Origin of the sequence: Microbacterium proteolyticum, from assembly GCF_030818075.1 — a bacterium.
In the GTDB taxonomy this organism is placed as follows: Bacteria; Actinomycetota; Actinomycetes; order Actinomycetales; family Microbacteriaceae; genus Microbacterium; species Microbacterium proteolyticum_A.
This window is the reverse complement of record NZ_JAUSZZ010000001.1, coordinates 903,154-920,735: the sequence shown is the minus strand read 5'-3', so window position 1 is coordinate 920,735 and position 17,582 is coordinate 903,154. Positions and strand designations below refer to the sequence as shown.

General features: G+C 71.5%; 17 protein-coding genes. 3 read left to right on the top strand and 14 right to left on the bottom strand.

Annotated elements, in window-relative coordinates; all coding sequences use genetic code 11:
* Window positions 1-36: 36 nt before the first annotated feature.
* Together QE392_RS04310 and QE392_RS04305 are read right to left on the bottom strand one after the other, a co-directional pair.
* Entirely contained in the window at window positions 37-2,022 is a 1,986-nt protein-coding gene (locus tag QE392_RS04310) for a cytochrome c oxidase assembly protein (RefSeq protein WP_307448426.1), read from the bottom strand.
* A 77-nt stretch (window positions 2,023-2,099) separates the two neighbouring features.
* Entirely contained in the window at window positions 2,100-2,387 is a 288-nt protein-coding gene (locus tag QE392_RS04305; protein ID WP_013584778.1) for an HU family DNA-binding protein, read from the bottom strand.
* A 418-nt stretch (window positions 2,388-2,805) separates the two neighbouring features.
* Here QE392_RS04305 and QE392_RS04300 point away from each other — a divergent pair, with 418 nt between their 5' ends.
* A complete protein-coding gene (locus tag QE392_RS04300; protein WP_307448421.1) occupies window positions 2,806-4,251 on the top strand; it encodes a helix-turn-helix transcriptional regulator in 1,446 nt (481 codons plus the stop codon).
* Between the two features lie 60 nt (window positions 4,252-4,311).
* Here QE392_RS04300 and rpsN read toward each other — a convergent pair whose 3' ends face one another.
* From rpsN to QE392_RS04245, 11 genes are all read right to left on the bottom strand, one after another.
* Window positions 4,312-4,617, bottom strand: coding sequence for a 30S ribosomal protein S14 (rpsN, locus tag QE392_RS04295; protein ID WP_013584776.1), 306 nt, complete (start codon window positions 4,615-4,617; stop codon window positions 4,312-4,314).
* A gap of 4 nt (window positions 4,618-4,621) precedes the next feature.
* The gene (gene rpmG / locus QE392_RS04290) at window positions 4,622-4,792 is read right to left on the bottom strand and encodes a 50S ribosomal protein L33 (RefSeq protein ID WP_013584775.1); all 171 of its coding nucleotides are present in this window, start codon (window positions 4,790-4,792) and stop codon (window positions 4,622-4,624) included.
* Window positions 4,792-5,028 (bottom strand): 50S ribosomal protein L28, encoded by a 237-nt coding sequence (gene rpmB / locus QE392_RS04285; RefSeq protein WP_055832508.1) that lies wholly within the window; start codon window positions 5,026-5,028, stop codon window positions 4,792-4,794. The genes rpmG and rpmB overlap by 1 nt, the downstream gene beginning before the upstream one ends.
* Window positions 5,029-5,171: 143 nt before the next feature.
* The gene (locus QE392_RS04280; RefSeq protein WP_307448417.1) at window positions 5,172-5,891 is read right to left on the bottom strand and encodes a DNA-3-methyladenine glycosylase; all 720 of its coding nucleotides are present in this window, start codon (window positions 5,889-5,891) and stop codon (window positions 5,172-5,174) included.
* Window positions 5,888-7,294 (bottom strand): hypothetical protein, encoded by a 1,407-nt coding sequence (locus tag QE392_RS04275; protein ID WP_307448414.1) that lies wholly within the window; start codon window positions 7,292-7,294, stop codon window positions 5,888-5,890. Before QE392_RS04275 ends, QE392_RS04280 begins: the two co-directional genes overlap by 4 nt.
* Window positions 7,284-8,141 carry a TIGR03943 family putative permease subunit gene (locus QE392_RS04270; protein ID WP_307448411.1) on the bottom strand — a complete coding sequence of 286 codons (858 nt, stop codon included), beginning with the start codon at window positions 8,139-8,141 and terminating at the stop codon, window positions 7,284-7,286. The genes QE392_RS04275 and QE392_RS04270 overlap by 11 nt, the downstream gene beginning before the upstream one ends.
* The gene (locus QE392_RS04265; RefSeq protein ID WP_307448408.1) at window positions 8,134-9,162 is read right to left on the bottom strand and encodes a permease; all 1,029 of its coding nucleotides are present in this window, start codon (window positions 9,160-9,162) and stop codon (window positions 8,134-8,136) included. Before QE392_RS04265 ends, QE392_RS04270 begins: the two co-directional genes overlap by 8 nt.
* Entirely contained in the window at window positions 9,149-9,562 is a 414-nt protein-coding gene (locus tag QE392_RS04260) for a Fur family transcriptional regulator (RefSeq protein WP_307448405.1), read from the bottom strand. The genes QE392_RS04265 and QE392_RS04260 overlap by 14 nt, the downstream gene beginning before the upstream one ends.
* 325 nt (window positions 9,563-9,887) lie before the next feature.
* Window positions 9,888-10,748 (bottom strand): metal ABC transporter permease, encoded by an 861-nt coding sequence (locus QE392_RS04255; protein WP_307448403.1) that lies wholly within the window; start codon window positions 10,746-10,748, stop codon window positions 9,888-9,890.
* Entirely contained in the window at window positions 10,745-11,560 is an 816-nt protein-coding gene (locus tag QE392_RS04250; protein ID WP_307448398.1) for a metal ABC transporter ATP-binding protein, read from the bottom strand. Before QE392_RS04250 ends, QE392_RS04255 begins: the two co-directional genes overlap by 4 nt.
* Window positions 11,557-12,591 (bottom strand): metal ABC transporter solute-binding protein, Zn/Mn family, encoded by a 1,035-nt coding sequence (locus tag QE392_RS04245; protein WP_307448394.1) that lies wholly within the window; start codon window positions 12,589-12,591, stop codon window positions 11,557-11,559. The genes QE392_RS04250 and QE392_RS04245 overlap by 4 nt, the downstream gene beginning before the upstream one ends.
* 177 nt (window positions 12,592-12,768) lie before the next feature.
* Here QE392_RS04245 and QE392_RS04240 point away from each other — a divergent pair, with 177 nt between their 5' ends.
* On the top strand, window positions 12,769-14,283 hold the full coding sequence (locus tag QE392_RS04240) for a CoA-acylating methylmalonate-semialdehyde dehydrogenase (RefSeq protein ID WP_307448392.1): 1,515 nt from the start codon (window positions 12,769-12,771) through the stop codon (window positions 14,281-14,283).
* Window positions 14,284-14,460: 177 nt separating this feature from the next.
* On the opposite strand, the gene QE392_RS04235 is transcribed toward QE392_RS04240, so the two are convergent.
* Window positions 14,461-15,981, bottom strand: coding sequence for a PucR family transcriptional regulator (locus tag QE392_RS04235; protein WP_307448389.1), 1,521 nt, complete (start codon window positions 15,979-15,981; stop codon window positions 14,461-14,463).
* Between the two features lie 85 nt (window positions 15,982-16,066).
* On the opposite strand from QE392_RS04235, the gene QE392_RS04230 reads away from it, so the two are divergent.
* Window positions 16,067-17,392: an aspartate aminotransferase family protein gene (locus QE392_RS04230; RefSeq protein WP_307448386.1), complete on the top strand. Its 1,326-nt coding sequence runs from the start codon at window positions 16,067-16,069 to the stop codon at window positions 17,390-17,392.
* Window positions 17,393-17,582: the final 190 nt, after the last annotated feature.

Below are 17,582 nucleotides of genomic sequence, written 5' to 3'. Positions count from 1 at the left end.
GGGGGCGGCACGGGGCCGCGGCGGCGAAACCTTCGCTCAGCGGCTCCCGCGGGCGGCCACGCGCGCGTCGCGGGCGGCGAGGCGCGCCAGCTCCTCGTTGTAGGCGTCGAGCTCGGCGTCGCCCACGCGGTCGACATGCCGGTCACGCCGCTTCTGCTGTCGCTCGTCGCTGCGACTCCACTGGATGGCGACGGTGATCGCCAGGAGGAGGGTGGGGATCTCACCGACTGACCAGGCCACGCCGCCGCCGACGTACTGGTCCTCCAGCGGGGTTCCACCCCACGTACGGCCCATCGCCCCGAACCACTCCGACACCATCAGGCCGGAGTTCATCATGATGGCGATGCCGAAGAAGGCGTGCATCGCCATGATCGCGATGAGCACGAGCAGGCGCATCGGGTACGGCAGGCGGAACGGCACCGGGTCGGTCCCGACGAGGCTGAGCACGAAGAGATACCCGGTGACGAGGAAGTGGGCGACCATCCAGATGTGGCCCACGTGGTCGTAGAGCGACCACCGGAACAGGTCGGTGTAGTAGAACGCCCACAGCGACCCGATGAACAGGCCCGCGGCGACGTACGGGTTCGTCAGCACCTTCGCGACCGGGTTGTGCACCGCCCACAGGATCCACTCGCGCCCGCCGCGCGACCCGTCGTCGCGCTTGCGGATCGCCCGGGCGGCCAACGTGACCGGGGCACCGAAGACGAGCATCAGCGGGATCGCCATCGACAGCAGCATGTGTCCGATCATGTGCATGCTGAAGAGGTAGTCCTGATACACGTTGATCGGTCCCGACGTCACCCAGAACACCCCGAGCATCCCGAGGCACCATAGCACCGTGCGGTGGATCGGCCAGGAGTCGCCGCGGCGTAGGAGCCGCCAGACCCCCGCCAGATAGAAGAAGACGCCGAAGGCCACGATCATGGTCCAGAGCAGGTCGACGTTCCACGCCGTGAACCACCGCTCCAGGGTCAGCTCGGGCGGCAGCGGAGCGCCGGTGAGCACCTCGGCGGGGGTGGTGCCCACCAGGGGCGCCTCCGCGGGCGGGGGTGTGCGGGCGAGGGCGGCCGCGACACCGCTGGCGATGCCCATGAAGACGAGTTCGAGCGTGACGACGCCCCAGAACCGGGCGGACCCGGGCTCGTCGGCCATGCGGGAGATGAGCCGCCGCCGATACCAGGCGCCGAGCACCCCCATGGCCAGCAGCGCGACCACTTTGACCAGCACGAGCGCGCCGTAGGCCGACCAGAGGTTCTCAAGGCCCAGCAGGCCGATCGACGCGCGCACCGTGCCCGAGACCGCGACGACGACGAAGGCGACGAGCGCGACCGAGGAGTAGCGCAGCAGGGTGGTCTGGAGTTGCCCCCGCGACATGACCGGGCGCACGACGACCAGCAGGATGAGCCCGCCGAGCCAGGCCGCGGCGGCGATGATGTGCAGCACGAGCGAGGTGACCGCGGCGTCGTGGCTGGCCTCGGTGCCGGAGTGGCCCTGCGTGCCCATCGGGATCAGGGAGGCGATCGCCAGGATGGCGACGATCAGGGTGGGGATCCACGAACGCACGGCGAAGGTCAGCACCGTGAGCACCGCTCCGGCGATCGTCGTGATCAGCCAGGCCTGCCCCGGCGGACTCTCGACCAGGAAGCGCCCCAGCTGCTGCCCGAAGACGGCATCGAGGGTCGGGGTGGCGTTCAAGACGTTGAGGAACGTCATGTATCCCGTCACGGCCGCGGCGACCGTGAACACGGCCGCACCGATCGACGCGGTGTCGAGCGCGACCTCGAAGGGTCGCTCCCCCGCCGGGAGGGCGAACAGGGCCAGAACCAGCGACCCGACCATCGTCGCCGCGGCGAGATTGACCGTCATCGCGGCGATCGGAAGGCCCCAGCGCACGACGGGTCCGGCGTCGGCCAGCCGGCCGGGTGCCGCGCCCCCGCCGAAGGCGAGTCCGGCGACGACGGCGACGACGGAGACCGCGACCAGGATGACGGGTCCCGCGACACGCAGAAGTCGGGGATTCACCCGACCAGCCTACGTCCCGCGGGGACGGCAGAGGGGGGATGCCGCTGGGCATCCCCCCTCGAAACCTCGCGGTCGTCTTACTTGACGGCGGCCTTGAGCTTGGAGCCCGCGGTGACCTTGACGCGCTTGCCGGCGGGGATCGAGATCTCCTCGCCCGTCTGCGGGTTGCGGCCCGTGCGAGCCGAGGTCGCGACCTGCTCGAAGGCGATCCAGCCGGGGATCGAGACCTTGCTGCCCTTGGCGACCGCCTCGGAGACGGTGGAGAAGAGGGAGTCGAGCACGCCCGACACGGCGGACTGGCTCTGCCCGGTCGCGCTGGCGATGCTCGCGACGAGCTCGGTCTTGGTGATGGACTTGTCGGCCATGTGGTTGTCCTCCAGACGGCGGCGAAAGCCGTCTCTCGTTACTCGGACGAGGAGGAATTCTCCTCGGTGGTCGGGAGACCGCCTCGACAGTATCAACCGAACCGCGGAATCACGCGGATCTTGACGCATTGAGGCGCTGATCCGGCGGCGTGTCGTGGTGCCGGAGGGACCGACGTGACCCAAGCGACGGATGGGGAGCGAGCGAGTCGGAGCACGCGCGTCGGGGCTGAGCGGGTTAAGTCAGAGCGCTCCGCGGGCGAATCTTGACGCCGCTCACCCCGTGTTCCCGGGGGATCCGACCGCACACACGTCTTGCGCGACACACCGGAAGTATGATGTGCCGCACGAATCGCGGGGCCCCGACCCCTTCCGATTCCTCCAGCTGACGGCGCTGACCTGGGAGGGGACCATGCCCGGAATGGCCACCTCGATCGAGGCGCGTACGGCACTCCGCGCGGCCGGCACGACGACCGCACTGCGCCTCTCGCCCGGCCACGGCGTCCCTTCCGCGCGCCACCTCGCCCTGCTCTCGGAAGCGGAACTGCCCGAGGCGCCCGCCGTCTGGACCGACACCACGGCCCTCACTCTCGCAGCGCTGCTGGCCGCTCGCGCACGGCGCGACGCCCTCGCCGACGGCGCTTCCGTCGTCACCCGCTACTTCGACGATGTCCGCCTGACGCGCCCCGCCTCGCTGTCGTCGAGCGTGCGGTCGCAGCTGTACGCCAGTGTCGGCGAGTACTACAACGCGCTCGGCTCACCCCAGATGGGGGCACGATTCGGCGCGGAAGCGCTCCTCTTCGCCGACTCCGACGCGACCCGCTATCGAGCGCTGACGGTGCAAGCCCTGGGGCACGCCCTGAACGGCGAGTACATCTCGGCGGAGACGGCCCGCGCGGAGGCGAGCGAGCTGTTCGAGGCGAGACGGTGGGATGACGCGGAGACCGCCTATCTGGTGGTGCTCGCCGACGCGCTGATCGCCTCCGCCCGCCTCGACGTCGGCCGGCTGCTCGAAGCCGCCGGGACGATGCGCCGCGTGCAGCCCGAAGACCCCTACTGGGGATACTCCGCGCGCGCGATCGAGGTGATGGCGATGATGTTCCGCCGCGACCTCGGCGCCGGCCGTGCCGAGGCTCGCCGACTCCTGCACGGCAGTCGCCGGCTCAGCAGCCATCGCGTCATGAGGTACTTCCTGGTCAGCGTGCTCTCCGACATCCTGGTCGCGCAGGGCGAGTCCCGCGAAGCCCTCTCCGTCCTCGAACCGTACGAGACGCCGGAGGGCCACGGGATCTGCTTCTCGATGCAGCGCACCGCGGCCCTCCTGCGCCTGGGGCGCGAGCGCGAGCTGCTGCTCGAGACCGAGGGATGCGTGGCATCCGAGACCGATCACTGCCTGCGCACGCTGACGCCGCTGCTGGTGCGCCGCGCCGTCGCGCTCCAGCGGCTCGGCTTCACCCGGCGCGCACGCCAGAGCATGGAGGCTGCGCTCCATCTCATCGTGCGGACCGGCTCGTCGGCGACGCCGTTCCTCATGCTCCCGTTCGAGGAGACCCGGGCGCTGATGGACGCCGTTGCCGCGGAAGACCCCGAACTCGCCGACATCATGCCGTACCTGCGCGCAGCGCTCGCCCAGGTGGCCACTCCCGACACCCAGGCGCGCCAGCCCGTCACGGCGACGGTCCGTCTGACTCGGACCGAGCTCGCCACGGCCGACCTGCTCCTGGGGTCGCTCAGCCTCGTGGAGATCGCACGCAAGCGCGGCGTCTCGCTGAACACCGTCAAGAGCCAGGTGCGCTCGATCTATCAGAAGCTCGGCGTGACCGGGCGGGCGGAGGCCGTCGAACGCCTGGCCGCCGTCGACGCCTGACAACGACGAAAGGCGGGGGTTCCGTGAGGAACCCCCGCCTTTCGTGCGGGTGTCTGGTGCTTACCAGGACGACTTGGTCACGCCGGGCAGCTCGCCACGGTGGGCCATGTCGCGGAAGCGGACGCGCGAGACGCCGAACTTCGTGAGGACGCCACGGGGACGGCCGTCGATGACGTCGCGGCTGCGCACGCGCGCGGGCGACGCGTTGCGGGGGAGCTTCTGCAGACCCACGCGCGCGGCCTCACGGGCCTCGTCGGTGGCGGTCGGGTCGACCAGGGTCTTCTTCAGCTCGGCGCGCTTCGCGGCGTAGCGCTCGACGACGACCTTGCGCTGCTCGTTGCGCGCGATCTTGCTCTTCTTAGCCATGTGCTTAGCGCTCCTCTCGGAAGTCGACGTGCTTGCGGACCACGGGGTCGTACTTCTTGAGCACGATGCGGTCGGGGTTGTTGCGGCGGTTCTTGCGCGTCACGTAGGTGTACCCCGTGCCGGCGGTCGAACGCAGCTTGATGATCGGACGAACGTCCTGAGCCTTCTTCGCCATTACAGCTTCACGCCCTTCGCCTGCAGGTCACGGACGACGGACTCGATGCCGCGAGCGTCGATGACCTTGATGCCCTTCGCCGAAACGTTGAGCTTGATGTTGCGACCCAGCGACGGAACGAAGTAGGTCTTCTTCTGCACGTTCGGGTCGAAGCGGCGCTTCGTCCGGCGGTGCGAGTGCGAGATGTTGTGACCGAAGCCGGGAACCGCTCCAGTCACCTGGCACACTGCTGCCATGGTGATGTCTCCTTCTGTACCGTGACACCGGACGGTGCCACCCAAGATCCCTTGTCTGCACCCCGCCTGAGCACGACGAAAAGCCACGTTCAGGAGATGGGATGCGAACTGCGTGCTGGAGTGCGCGCAGACAAGGGGTCAGTCTAGCACGGGCGGCTCGCCTGCCCCGAGCCTGCCGAAGGGTCGACTCGACGAGCGGCTGCTTCGGCGGCGCCACGCCCCCACCGGAACGGCGAGACCGTGGCATCCCCGTCGATCCAGAAGCGCCAGGGGAAGAGGTCGGTGCCGGCGACGCCCGCGACACCCACGCGCGGCCCGGTCGCCACGACCGTCGGTGCTGCGTCGGGCAGCAGCAGCCGCGCCCGCGCACCCGCACGCTCCGCCCCGGTGACGGCGTCGATGCCGTCATGCAGGGGGTAGCGCAGGCCCACAGCGTCACCGAACCGTCCGGGGCCGCGGGCCAGATCTCGCGCGGCGCGGACGACCCCGCGCCGCGCGAGGCGGCGCCGTTCGGCGATCTCGGCCCCCTCGACCACCTCGCCGGCGCGCAGCAGCACACCGCCGGCGACGCCGTCGGGACCGCACACCACGTTGACGCAGGAGTGGATGCCGTGACTCAGGTACACGTAGAGGTGTCCCGGCTCCCCCCACATGGTGGCGTTGCGCGCGGTCGGTCCGCTGCGCGCGTGCGAGCCCGGGTCGGGCCGGTCGCCGGTACCGAGGCCGTGATAGGCCTCGACCTCGGTGAGACGCACGACCACCCGCTCGGCGTCGACGACCGTCTCGAGCAGGGCGCCGAGCAGCCGCGGCGCGACCTCGAGGGGCAGCGGCGACAGATCGTCGCGCGAGACGGGTCGCGTCACTGCGGCGGCACCTGACACCACGACAGGTCGAAGCCCTGCAGAGCCACGATCTCCTGCCCCGTGTCGACCTCCACCAGGTGGGTGAGCAGGCGTTCGGGCAGCGGGAGCTGATACCGGTCGAAGGGGTTGTCGACCGCCCGCGGCGCGATCAGCACGGCGACGTAGCGCCCGCTGGGTGAGACGCACGTCTGCAGCACGGTGTCGGAGCCCGACACCTCGAGCAACGACCGCACGGCGCCGTCGGTGTCGACGTGCGCGACGGTGGTCGAGCGCGAGACGCCGTCGGCGCTGATGTCGGCGAAGGAACGGATGGTGCCGGCGTCGGCTCCGGGCACGGGGGTGGCCCGCCCCGTCAGACCCGGCGGATCGACCGGCTGCACGAGGGCCCGCTCCGACCCGTCGGTCAGGTCGATCTCGCGGATGCCCTCGAGCCGTTCGACGACCGCGATCGACGACCCGCGGGCGATGCCGTCGATCGAGACGGCGCTGCCCAGGGGCGCCGCGTTACCGCCCTCGGCGTCGGTCAGGAGCAGGCGCGAGTCGAAGGTCAGCACGAGCATGCTGTCGGTGTCGGGGACGAAGCGGTAATCGGCGATGCGCACGTCGCCACCGTTCAGGCCGACCTCGGTGGGGGCCGCGTCATCGGCGGCCGACGCCGTGAACAGCCGGCTCTCGCGCCCCCCGGCGGCGCTGAGGTCGGCATCCGAGAAGGTGAAGCCGACGCGCTCGCCCCGATCGGCGGACTGCAGGTTGGTGACGAAACCCGGCCCGGGCAGGGCGATGTCGCGCTGGTTGCCGCCATCGGGGTCGGTGACGATCACGCGGGCGGTGTCGCCGTCGCGCACCGAGATCACGAGGTGGTTCGCCGTCGCGCGGAAGTCCTCGATGTGCGGGTGCACGAACACCGGCAACCCCGCCTCGCCCCGCAGGTCGGTGCGGAAGATCGTGTCGCCCTCGGGCGTGCCGCGCTGCATCAGGTACGCCTGCAGAGGTGGCGTGCGGAACGTCTCGGTGAGGGTCGATGAGGGCCCCGCCCCCAGCCCACTCACCCCGTTGACCGTGATCCGGTAGTCCGTGTCGTCGCGCAACGGCAGGGTGAAGCGCACCCCGACGCTGCGGCCGGCCGTGTCGACGGTGAACGGCGTCGCGGGCTCCACCTCGACCTGAGAGGCGTCGACGGTCTCCAGCGACTGGGTGGTCGTGAGGATCACGCGCGACCCGGATGCCGCGACGGCGGCCGCGGGATCGACCTGCACGTCGGTGACCCGGGGCCCCTGGGCGACCGCCACGACGCCGCCGACACCGCCCACCACCACGAGCGCGACGAGCACGGCGGCGAAGGCGATCGCGAAGCCGCGTCCCCGCCGGCGGCGCGCGCGCGTGCGCCGGGAGTCAGTACTCATAGGGATCTGCCGGTTCGTCGATGGATGCCACCTGCTCGGCGTGCACCTCGAGTCGGCCGTCGCCGCTGGATCGCACCGTGCCGGTGACCGTCACCCACTGCCCGGTCGCCGGCGCCGCCCCCGACGCCGCGACAGGCAGACGCGCGGTCTGGGCGTCGATGACGCAGTGCGTGATGACCAGGCGGGTGAGGTCGAAGCTGGCGCCGTCACCGCCGGGGGTGATGAATCCGGTGAGGGTGACGGGTTTGCCGTCGAAGGTCTCGGGGTTGGTCGCGTGGGCGAACACCGCCGACCAGTCGCCGATTCCGAACCGGGAGGTATCGCCCGACGCCGCGAGGGTCACGACGTCGGAGCCGGCGAACAGCGGCGGGGCTCCCACGTCGCGGGAGACGGCGAGTTCGGTCGACAGCGATGCCGCCGGTGTCAACAGCACCGCCACCACGGCTCCCGAGGCCAGGACGCCGCCGGTGAACGCGGCGATGCCGGCGGGCGTCAGGCGCGGGCGGGCGGCCAGGTGCTCGTGAGCGGCGTGGTCGTGCTCGTCGAGGGGGTCGGCGTGCTCGTGGTCCGCGTGGGCGAACGCCTCGCGCCGCGCCGAGGCGGCCGCCGGTGCGTGCCCGTGCTCGTGATCGTGCCCGTGGTCGGCCTCGGCGCCGAGCGGCAGCGTGAACGAGGCGACCGCCCCCACCAGCGCGAGGAAGGCCATGCCGACGGCGAACCACGCCGAATCGGGGTTGATGTAGAGCGCCATGCGGCCGGTGAGCCACAGCGTGATGGTGGTGATCGACAGGCACGCGGTGAGCCCCACGCCGAGCCAGCGGGTGGCGAGGGCGGCGGATCTAGACAAGGAGGTTCACCACCGTTCCCAGCGCGAAGGCGAACAGCACGACGACCACCGTCATCCCGACGAGCACCCGCGTGGTGAACGTCGTCCGCAGCAGCGCCATCATCTTGAGATCGATGATCGGGCCGACCACGAGGAAAGCGACGATCGAGCCCGGGGTGAACGTCGAGGCGAACGACAGCGCGAAGAACGCGTCGACGTTGGAGCACAGCGACACCACGATCGCGAGCAGCATCATCGCCGCGATCGACAGCGCCGGGTCGGATCCGATCGCCAGCAGGGCGCTGCGGGGCACGAGCACCTGCACGGCACCGGCGAGGAGGGAGCCGATGATGAGCGCCGGCATGACCGAGCGCAGCTCCACGACGAACTGCGCGAGCGTGCGGCGGCCGCGGTCGCCGCGCTCCTGCACGATGATCTCGCACGTCTCGAGGAAGCGTTCGGTGAGCAGCCTGTCGGGATCGGGATGCCGGCTGTACAGCCACCCGATGAGGTTGGCGACGAGGTACCCGCCGATGAGGCGCGCGACGAGGATGCCGTCGCTGAAGCCGAACGCGGCGTGCGTGGAGATGATGACGATCGGGTTCACGATCGGCGCCGCCACGAGGAAGGTCAGCGTGTCGGAGACGCCGAAGCCGCGCATGAGCAGGCCACGGGCGAACGGCACGTTGCCGCACTCGCAGACCGGGATGAACATGCCCAGGAGCGACAGCACCGCCCGGCGCGCCCAGGGCGCGCGCGGCATCCACCGTTCGATCGTGCCCGGAGGCACCCACACCTGCACGATGATCGAGAGCACCACGCCCAGGACGACGAACGGCAGCGACTCGATCAGCACGCTCAGCGCCAGGGTGAGTCCGTCCTGCGCGCGCGTGGGCAGGGGCGCGGCGAAGAAGGCCGGGGCGAGCGCGTCGACCAGGAACAGCGCCGCGACCACGACGACACCCAGGCCGACAGCGACGAGGGTGCGGGAAGCGCCCGAGCGCTGCGACGGCGGTGCCGTGGTGCGACTACTCGTCGCCACGCTCGCGAGTCCGGTCGCGGGCGCAATCCGCGCAGATGCCGAAGATGTCGACGACGTGCTCGGCCTCGCTGAAACCGTGCTGCGCGGCGGTGCGGTGCGCCCACTCCTCGACGTCGGTCGCGGCGATCTCGACCGCTTTGCCGCACGACCGGCAGATGAGGTGGTGGTGGTGACCGCGCGTCTCGCACGCGCGGAAGAGGTTCTCCCCGTCGGGGCTCTGCAGAGAGTCGGCGTCACCGCGCGCCGCGAGGCCCGCGAGCGTGCGGTACACGGTGGCCAGGCCGATGCCGGTGTTCTCGTCGCGCAGGGTGGCGTGCAGCGTCTGCGCGCTGACGAACCCGCCTGCACCCGACAGGGCTTCACGCACGCGTTCGCGCTGCCACGTATTGCGCTGAACCATGGCCGCGAGTCTATCGGCGCGATCGGTGAATCGGCTGGGCGTCGTCGACCGTCTTCCGCCCGGTCGCTCCACCACCCCCCGGACGTGGGGCGCGCGGCCTCCGGGCGCGTGGCGCGCGGCCCCCGGGTGCGGGGGCGCGCGGCCCCCGGGTGCGGGGCGCGGCCCCCGGGCGCGGGGCGCGGCCCTCCGGCGTGGGACGCGCGGCCCTCCGGCGTGGGGCGCGCGGCCCCCGGGCGCGGGGCGCGGCCCTCCGGCGTGGGACGCGCGGCCCTCCGGCCGAGGCGAGCGCCGCTCGCGATCGTGGGGCGCGCGCCGCCCGCCGCGGTCAGAAGGCGCGGGTCGTGCGCTCGCGACGTGCGCCGACCAGGCGGCACACGAGATAGATCGCGAACGAGATCGTCGTGATGTACGGGCTGACCGGCAGAGTCCCCGCGACGGCGAGGAGGACCCCGCCCACGGCGGAGACGAAGCCGAACAGCGCCGCCAGCACGGGCACCGAGAGCGGACCGGATGCCACGCGCATCGCGGCCGCGGCGGGGGTGACCAGCAGCGCCATCACGAGCAGGGCGCCGATGATGTGCACCGCGACCGCCACGATGAGTCCGAGCAGCAGCATGAACGCCAGGGACACCGCGGTGGTGGGCACCCCGCGCGCCGCCGCGGACTGCGGGTCGAGCGAATCGAACCGCAGGGGACGCCAGATGAGCAGGAGGGCGACGAGGACCGCGACGCCGATGACGACCAGCCAGCCGAGCTGCTCGCTCTGCACCGACACGATCTGACCGGTGAGCAGGCTGAAGCGGGTGGCGCTGCGGCCGTTGTAGAGCGACAGGCACAGGATGCCGACACCCAGCCCGAACGGCATGAGCACGCCGATGATCGAGTTGCGGTCACGCGCACGCGCGCCGAGCAGGCCGATGAGCGCCGCGGCGATGAGCGAGCCCACGATCGACCCCGAGACGACGTCGAATCCGACCAGGAGCGCCACCGCTGCTCCCGCGAACGACAGCTCGCTGATGCCGTGCACGGCGAAGGCCATGTCGCGCTGCATGACGAAGACGCCGATGAGGCCGCCGACGAGGCCGAGCACGGCACCCGCGTAGACGGAGTTCTGCACGAGCTCGAGGATCGCGCCGTACTGGCTCACCCCGCCGAAGAGCGCGTCGCCGACATCCGCCCAGTTCATGCGTGGTCCTCGTCATGGTGGTGGTGATGGGCTTCATCGGCATCCGGTGCCCCCACGACGATGAGCTGCCCGCCGGCGCGCACCACGTAGACGGGGGCGCCGTAGAGGGCGCTGAGGGTCTCAGTGGTCAGCACCTGCTCGGGCACACCCAGGGTGAAGCGGCCGTGGGCGATGTAAAGGATGCGGTCGACCCGCGACAGCACGGGATTGATGTCGTGCGTGACCAGCAGGACGGCTGCGTCGCGCTCGCGACGATGCCGGTCGATCAGGCGGACGACGGCCTGCTGGTTGGCGAGGTCGAGGCTGGTCAGCGGCTCGTCGCACAGCAGCAGCGCGGGGTCGTCGGCCAGGGCCTGGCCCACCCGCAGACGCTGCTGCTCGCCGCCGGACAGGAGCCCGACCGGACGGTCGCCGAAGGCGCTCGCCCCGACGGCTTCGAGCAGGTCGTCGATGCGCGCGCGGTCCTTCTTGCGCGACAGCGGCAGGCCGAGCCGATGCCCGTCGACGCCGAGGCCCACGATGTCGCGGCCCCGCAGGGGTGTCTCGCGCGGCAGCGGACGCTGCTGAGGGATGTACCCGATGCGGCGGTTGCCCGCGCGGCGCACGGGTGCGCCGAGCGCCTCGATGCACCCCGCGCTCAGCCGCTCGAGGCCGAGGATCGCGCGCAGCAGCGTCGTCTTCCCCGAACCGCTGGGCCCGAGCACCGCAACGAGCTCTCCGGGCTCGACCTCGAGGTCGAGCCCGGACCACAGCTCGGTGCCGCCCCGCTCGAGCGCGGCGCCGCGGATGCGCAGCGGCGCTCCGGCGGTCACGCCGCCAGCGCGTCGGACAGCGCCGTGATGTTGCTCTGCATCCACGAGATGTAAGTCTGACCCTCGGGGAGCGTCTCGGTGAACTCGATCACCGGGATGTTCTTGGACTTCGCCTCGTCCACGACCTGGGTCGTCTCGGCGCCGCCGGTCTGCGGGTTGACGATCATGACGCGGACCTGACCCGAATCGAGCAGCTGCAGCGACTCGAGCAGGGTCGCCGGCGGCACGTCCTGGCCCTCCTCGACCGACTCGCTGAACTCGTTCGGCGTCGCGTTGTCGAGCCCGGCCGCGTCGATGAGGTACACGGGCACCGGCTCGGTCACGAAGACCTTCGCTCCGGCATCCTTCGCCTTGATCTGGTCGAGGGAGTCCTCGAGTCCGGCGATCTCGCCCGTGAAGGCTTCGGCGTTGGCCGTGAAGTCGGCCGCGTGGTCGGGGGCGAGTTCGCCGAGGTGCTCGGCGATCTCGTTCACGAGGTCTTCGACCGTGTGCGGGTCGTACCAGACGTGCTCGTTGAAGCCCTCGATGTGGTCGTGGCCGTCGCCCTCGGCGTGGTCGTGGCCGTCGCCCTCGGCGTGCTCGTCGGCGCTCGCGCTCGGCTCGGCGGTCGCCTCGTCGCCGTGCGCGTCGTCGTGCGACGCGGCGCCCGGGTAGTCGTGGTTGAACTCGACGGCCGTGATGACGGAAGCGGTGGTGCCGCTCGCCTCGATCAGGGACTCCATGAACGAGTCGTAGCCGGCGCCGTTCTCGATCACGAGACCGGCGTTCTTCAGCGTCAGCTGGTCTTGCGCGGTCGCCTCGTACTCGTGGGGGTCCTGCGACGACGAGGTGATGATCGAGGTGACGTCGACGTAGTCGCCGCCGATGGCCTCGGCGATCGAGCCGTACACGTCGGTGGATGCCACGACGGCGATCTTGCCGTCTTCGGCGGCACCCGAGACGGAGGAGGAGGGAGCACCACCGGCGCAACCGGCGAGCGCGAGGACGGAGGCAGCACCGAGCACGGCGGGGGCGAGAATGCGACGGGTCATACGGACACCGTAACGGCGGTGATAATCGTTCTCAAACTCAGCGGGCAAGCCAAACGATGTTCTCAGCAAGACGCCCTCTCCGCCGCGCAACACCTCTGCCGAACTGTCCCGCGAACGTCCTGGGTCCCGCCGGTTTGGCGGGGGCGCATCGGGAGTCTCCCGGCGTTTACTGAACGCATGACCGACAACGACCTCCCCGTCATCGCGCATTGGTTCGACGGCGCCCCCGCCGGTTCCGCAGGCGGGCGCACCGCACCCGTCTACAACCCGGCGACCGGCGCGGTGCAGGCGCACGTCGCCCTCGCCGACGAGGCCGACATCGCCGCCGCCCTCGCGTCGGCCCAGCGCGGCTTCGACGTCTGGAGCGGCTTCTCGATCGCGAAGCGCCAGAGCGTGCTGTTCGCCTTCCGCGAGCTGCTGAACGCGCGCAAGACCGAGCTCGCCGCGATCCTCACCGCCGAGCACGGCAAAGTGCTCTCCGACGCGATGGGCGAGATCGCCCGCGGCCAGGAGGTCGTGGAGCTCGCCACCGGGTTCCCGCACCTGATCAAGGGCGCCTACAGCGAGAACGCCTCCACCGGCGTCGACGTCTATTCGCTGAAGCAGCCCCTCGGCATCGTCGGGGTCATCAGCCCCTTCAACTTCCCCGCGATGGTGCCGATGTGGTTCTTCCCCATCGCCCTCGCCGCGGGCAACGCCGTCATCCTCAAGCCCAGCGAGAAGGACCCCTCGGCATCCCTGTGGCTCGCGCAGCTGTGGAAGGAGGCCGGGCTCCCCGACGGCGCCTACACGGTGCTGCAGGGCGACAAGGTCGCGGTCGACGGGCTGCTGCACTCCCCCGAGGTGCAGTCGATCTCGTTCGTGGGGTCGACCCCCATCGCCCAGTACATCTACGAGACCGCGGCGAAGAACGGCAAGCGCGTGCAAGCGCTGGGCGGCGCGAAGAACCACATGCTCGTGCTCCCGGATGCCGACCTCGACCTCGTCGCCGACTCGGCCGTCAACGCCGGGTTCGGCGCCGCCGGCGAGCGCTGCATGGCCGTGTCGGTGGTCCTAGCCGTCGAACCCGTCGCGGACGAGCTGGTCGCCAAGGTCACGGAGCGCATCGCCAAGCTCCGCATCGGCAACGGCGCCGCCGACGTCGAACCCGACATGGGTCCGCTGATCAGCGGACAGCACCGCGACAAGGTCTCGTCCTACGTCGACATCGCCGAAGCCGACGGCGCTCGCGTCGTCGTGGACGGCCGCGGCTACACCGTCGACGGCCACGAGGACGGGTTCTTCTTCGGCCCCACGCTTTTGGACGCCGTGCCCACGTCATCCCGCGCCTACACCGAGGAGATCTTCGGCCCGGTGCTCTCGGTGGTGCGGGTGGCCTCGTACGACGAGGGCCTCGCCCTGATCAACAGCGGCGAGTTCGGCAACGGCACCGCGATCTTCACCAACGACGGCGGCGCCGCCCGCCGCTTCCAGAACGAGGTGCAGGTCGGCATGATCGGCATCAACGTGCCCATCCCCGTGCCGGTGGCGTATCACTCGTTCGGCGGGTGGAAGAAGAGCCTGTTCGGCGACGCCAAGGCGTACGGTGTGCACGGCTTCGACTTCTTCACCCGCGAGAAGGCCGTCACCAGCCGCTGGCTCGACCCCGCCACCCACGGCGGCATCAACCTCGGCTTCCCCCAGAACAGCTGAGGCCCTCCGCCCGTCCTCGCGTGAGGGGTCAGAAAGTGTCGCCGCGAGCGCGCCGGGGCGACACTTCCTGACCCCTCACGCGCGTCACTGACGGGTCATGCGCGGGCAGGGCGCATCGCAGACGGGGGCGGCGCGCGGCGAGGGCGGATCATGCGCGGGGCGACACTTCCTGACCCCTCACGCGCTCGGCGTGTGCAGCTCCAGCGCGGCCCAGAGCTCGGCGCGACCGGCGAACGTCGACAGATCGAGCTCGATGACGCGTTCGAGCTGCGCGATCCGCGCCTTCAGCGTGTGGCGATGGATGCCGAGCGCCCGCGCGGCCGGATCCCAGGCGCCGTTCGCCTCGATCCACGCGCGTGCGGAGTCGCGCAGCCGTCGGCGTTCGTCGCTTGCCAACGCGTCGAGCGGTCGCAGCAGGCTCTGCGCGAGCAGCTCACCGCCGCCCTCGCGCAGCGCTCCGACCAGGACGCGCCCGGGCAGGGCGTCCCACGCGTTCACGCGCCCCGGCACCGCGGAGCGCGACGCATACGCGGCCTGGCGAACGGCCGTCGCGAAGGACTCGCCGGGGGCGTGCGGCGACGAGCCGACGCGCAGACCGCGCCGTTCGACGAGCGCCGCCACCCCCTCCCGCGCCTCGTCGCCGTCGCCGTAGATCACGACGACGTCGGCGCCGTGTCGGGCGTGGAACAGGTGTTCGGGCGTCGCCGCGACGATGTCGAGCTCGTCGAGAAGACCGGCCGCATCCGCCGCCCCCGGTGCCACCGCGACGTGCGTCGAACCCGCCGGCAGTCCGCCGAGCGCGATGTCGGCGACCTTCCGGGCGGCACCGGCCTGCTCGCTCATCAGCAGCTCGACGACGCTCTCGCGAACGCCGCGAAGTGCGCCCTGCAGCTGCCGCTGCTGCTCCAGCGCCACGCTGGCCAGCGCCACCACCGTTGCGACCAGGTCCTTCCCGGCCGGATCGAGGGGTTCGCGGGCCCCCACGGCGAGCACCCCGCGAAGCCGCGAGCTCTGCCCGATCGTCTGCAGCAGCGCGCCGTCGGGCGGGGGGATCAGCAGGCTCGCGGCCGTGCGTCGTTGCAGCAGCATCCGCACCTCCCGACCCACGGCGGCTTCGAGCGCCGGTGGAACGGGATCGAGGCCGGGCAGCGCGATGCGCGCCCCCGCCGCGTCGTAGAGCTCCACCCAGGTGCCGAGCAGCCGGGAGAGCGTGCGGAGGATCTCGCGCAGCCCGTCGTCGCGCACCGCGGCGCGCGCGACCGACCGCTGCGCGTCGAGCAGCCACGAGAAGCGCGCGGCCCGCTCGGCCGCGATGAGGTCCGCCACCAGCCGGATGATGCCGATGAACGGTACGGGCCCGGCGATCTGGATGATCGGCAGCCCCTCGCGCACGCACGCCGCGACGACCGCGGCGGGGACCTCCGGATGGATGATGTCGACCGCGAAGCCCAGCCCGGCAGCCCCCAGTTCGCGCAGCCGCCGGCAATAGGCCGCGACCTCCGCGGCATCCGGATCCGACGCGAACTGCGCGCCATTCGTGAGCAGCAGGTTGCCCCGCTCGAGCCACGGGGTGGGGTCGAGCATGTCGGAGCTGTGCACCCACGAGATCGGGCGGTCGAGTGCGTCGTCGGTGATCGGCGTGAGCGGGCGCAGGTCGAACGCGTCGGCCTCGAGGAGTCCGCGGAGGGATGCCGGCATGAGTGGCCAATCTGTCGAGCGTGGGACGAGGTTACCGACGAATCCGTGATCGGCGTACGGCGACGGCCCGTCGCACACTGGTGACATGGCGACTCCTTCGACGACCACCCGCAATGCCGAGATCAGCGAGCGCGACCGCCGGAGCGTCTTCCACTCGTGGTCCGCGCAGGCGGCGCTCGCCCCGCTGCCCCTGGCCGGAGGGTCGGGCGTGGAGGTGTGGGACGCCGACGGGCGGCGCTACCTCGACTTCTCGAGCATGCTGGTCAACGTCAACATCGGGCATCAGCATCCCCGCGTGGTCGCGGCGATCCAGGAGCAAGCCGCCCAGCTGACCACCGTCGCGCCCGCCCACGCGAGTGAGACCCGGGCCCACGCCGCCGAGCTGATCCTGAAGCGCGCCCCGGAGGGCTTCCGCAAGGTCTTCTTCACGAACGGCGGCGCGGATGCCAACGAGAACGCCATCCGCATGGCCCGCCTGGCCACCGGGCGCGACAAGGTCGTCTCCCACTACCGCTCGTACCACGGCAACACGGGCGCAGCCATCGTCGCCACCGGCGACTGGCGACGGATGCCGAACGAGTACTCGCGCGCTCACGTGCACGTCTTCGGCCCCTACCTGTACCGCTCCGAGTTCTGGGCCGAGACCCCGGAGCAGGAGTGCGAGCGGGCGCTGCGTCACCTCGAGCGCACCGTGCAGGCCGAGGGCCCCGACACCATCGCGGCGTTCCTGTTCGAGACCATCCCCGGCACCGCCGGCATCCTGGTCCCGCCGCCCGGCTACCTCGCCGGCGTCCGCGCCATCGCCGACCGCTACGGCATCCTGCTCATCCTCGACGAGGTCATGGCGGGCTTCGCGCGCACGGGCGAGTGGTTCGCGTTCGATGCCTTCGATGTGCGTCCCGACCTCATCACCTTCGCCAAGGGTGTGAACTCCGGCTACGTGCCCGTCGGCGGCGTCATCATCTCGGATGCCATCGCCTCGGTGTTCGACGACCGCGTCTTCCCGGGTGGCCTGACGTACTCGGGCCACCCGCTCGCCGCGGCCTCGATCGTCGCCGCGCAGGAGGCGATGGCCGACGAGGGTGTCATCGAGAACGCCCGCCGCATCGGCGCCGAGGTCATCGGCCCCCGCCTGCACGCGTTGGCCGAGGAGTCGCCGCTCGTCGGCGAGGTGCGCGGCAGCGGCGTGTTCTGGGCCGTCGAGCTCGTCGCCGATCCCACCACCCGCGAGCCGCTCGCCGCCGCCCGCGTCGGCGCGATCAAGGCCGCGATGCTCGAGCGCGGCGTCCTCGGCTTCACCGCCGACAACCGCGTGCACGTCGTGCCGCCCGCCGTGATCGGCGACGCCGACGCGCACCGCGGTCTCGACGTGCTCGCCGACGTGCTGCGCGCGGAGGCCGGCCGGGGCTGACCGGCGCGGTCGCGGCATCCGCTCAGCCTGGCGACCGCGGACCGCGGCGTCGACCGGTCGCCGAGCGTCATCCCCCGGTCCGCGCATGCCCGCGCGGGGCGGCGGTCGTCGACGTTCCGCCGGGCCGACGGCGGCACGTCCCGCGCCGACCCGCGCACGGAACCGGCCCCACCGGGCGCTGATAGCCGCG

Bases quoted from the DNA above. Each gene is read 5' to 3' on its own strand.
- rpmB (WP_055832508.1), bottom strand. From the start codon at position 5,028: ATGGCAGCAGTGTGCCAGGTGACTGGAGCGGTTCCCGGCTTCGGTCAC.
- QE392_RS04230 (WP_307448386.1), top strand. From the start codon at position 16,067: ATGGCGACTCCTTCGACGACCACCCGCAATGCCGAGATCAGCGAGCGC.
- QE392_RS04300 (WP_307448421.1), top strand. From the start codon at position 2,806: ATGGCCACCTCGATCGAGGCGCGTACGGCACTCCGCGCGGCCGGCACG.
- rpmG (WP_013584775.1), bottom strand. From the start codon at position 4,792: ATGGCGAAGAAGGCTCAGGACGTTCGTCCGATCATCAAGCTGCGTTCG.
- QE392_RS04305 (WP_013584778.1), bottom strand. From the start codon at position 2,387: ATGGCCGACAAGTCCATCACCAAGACCGAGCTCGTCGCGAGCATCGCC.
- QE392_RS04240 (WP_307448392.1), top strand. From the start codon at position 12,769: ATGACCGACAACGACCTCCCCGTCATCGCGCATTGGTTCGACGGCGCC.
- QE392_RS04275 (WP_307448414.1), bottom strand. From the start codon at position 7,294: ATGAGTACTGACTCCCGGCGCACGCGCGCGCGCCGCCGGCGGGGACGC.
- QE392_RS04260 (WP_307448405.1), bottom strand. From the start codon at position 9,562: ATGGTTCAGCGCAATACGTGGCAGCGCGAACGCGTGCGTGAAGCCCTG.
- QE392_RS04235 (WP_307448389.1), bottom strand. From the start codon at position 15,981: ATGCCGGCATCCCTCCGCGGACTCCTCGAGGCCGACGCGTTCGACCTG.
- rpsN (WP_013584776.1), bottom strand. From the start codon at position 4,617: ATGGCTAAGAAGAGCAAGATCGCGCGCAACGAGCAGCGCAAGGTCGTC.
- QE392_RS04245 (WP_307448394.1), bottom strand. From the start codon at position 12,591: ATGACCCGTCGCATTCTCGCCCCCGCCGTGCTCGGTGCTGCCTCCGTC.
- QE392_RS04255 (WP_307448403.1), bottom strand. From the start codon at position 10,748: ATGAACTGGGCGGATGTCGGCGACGCGCTCTTCGGCGGGGTGAGCCAG.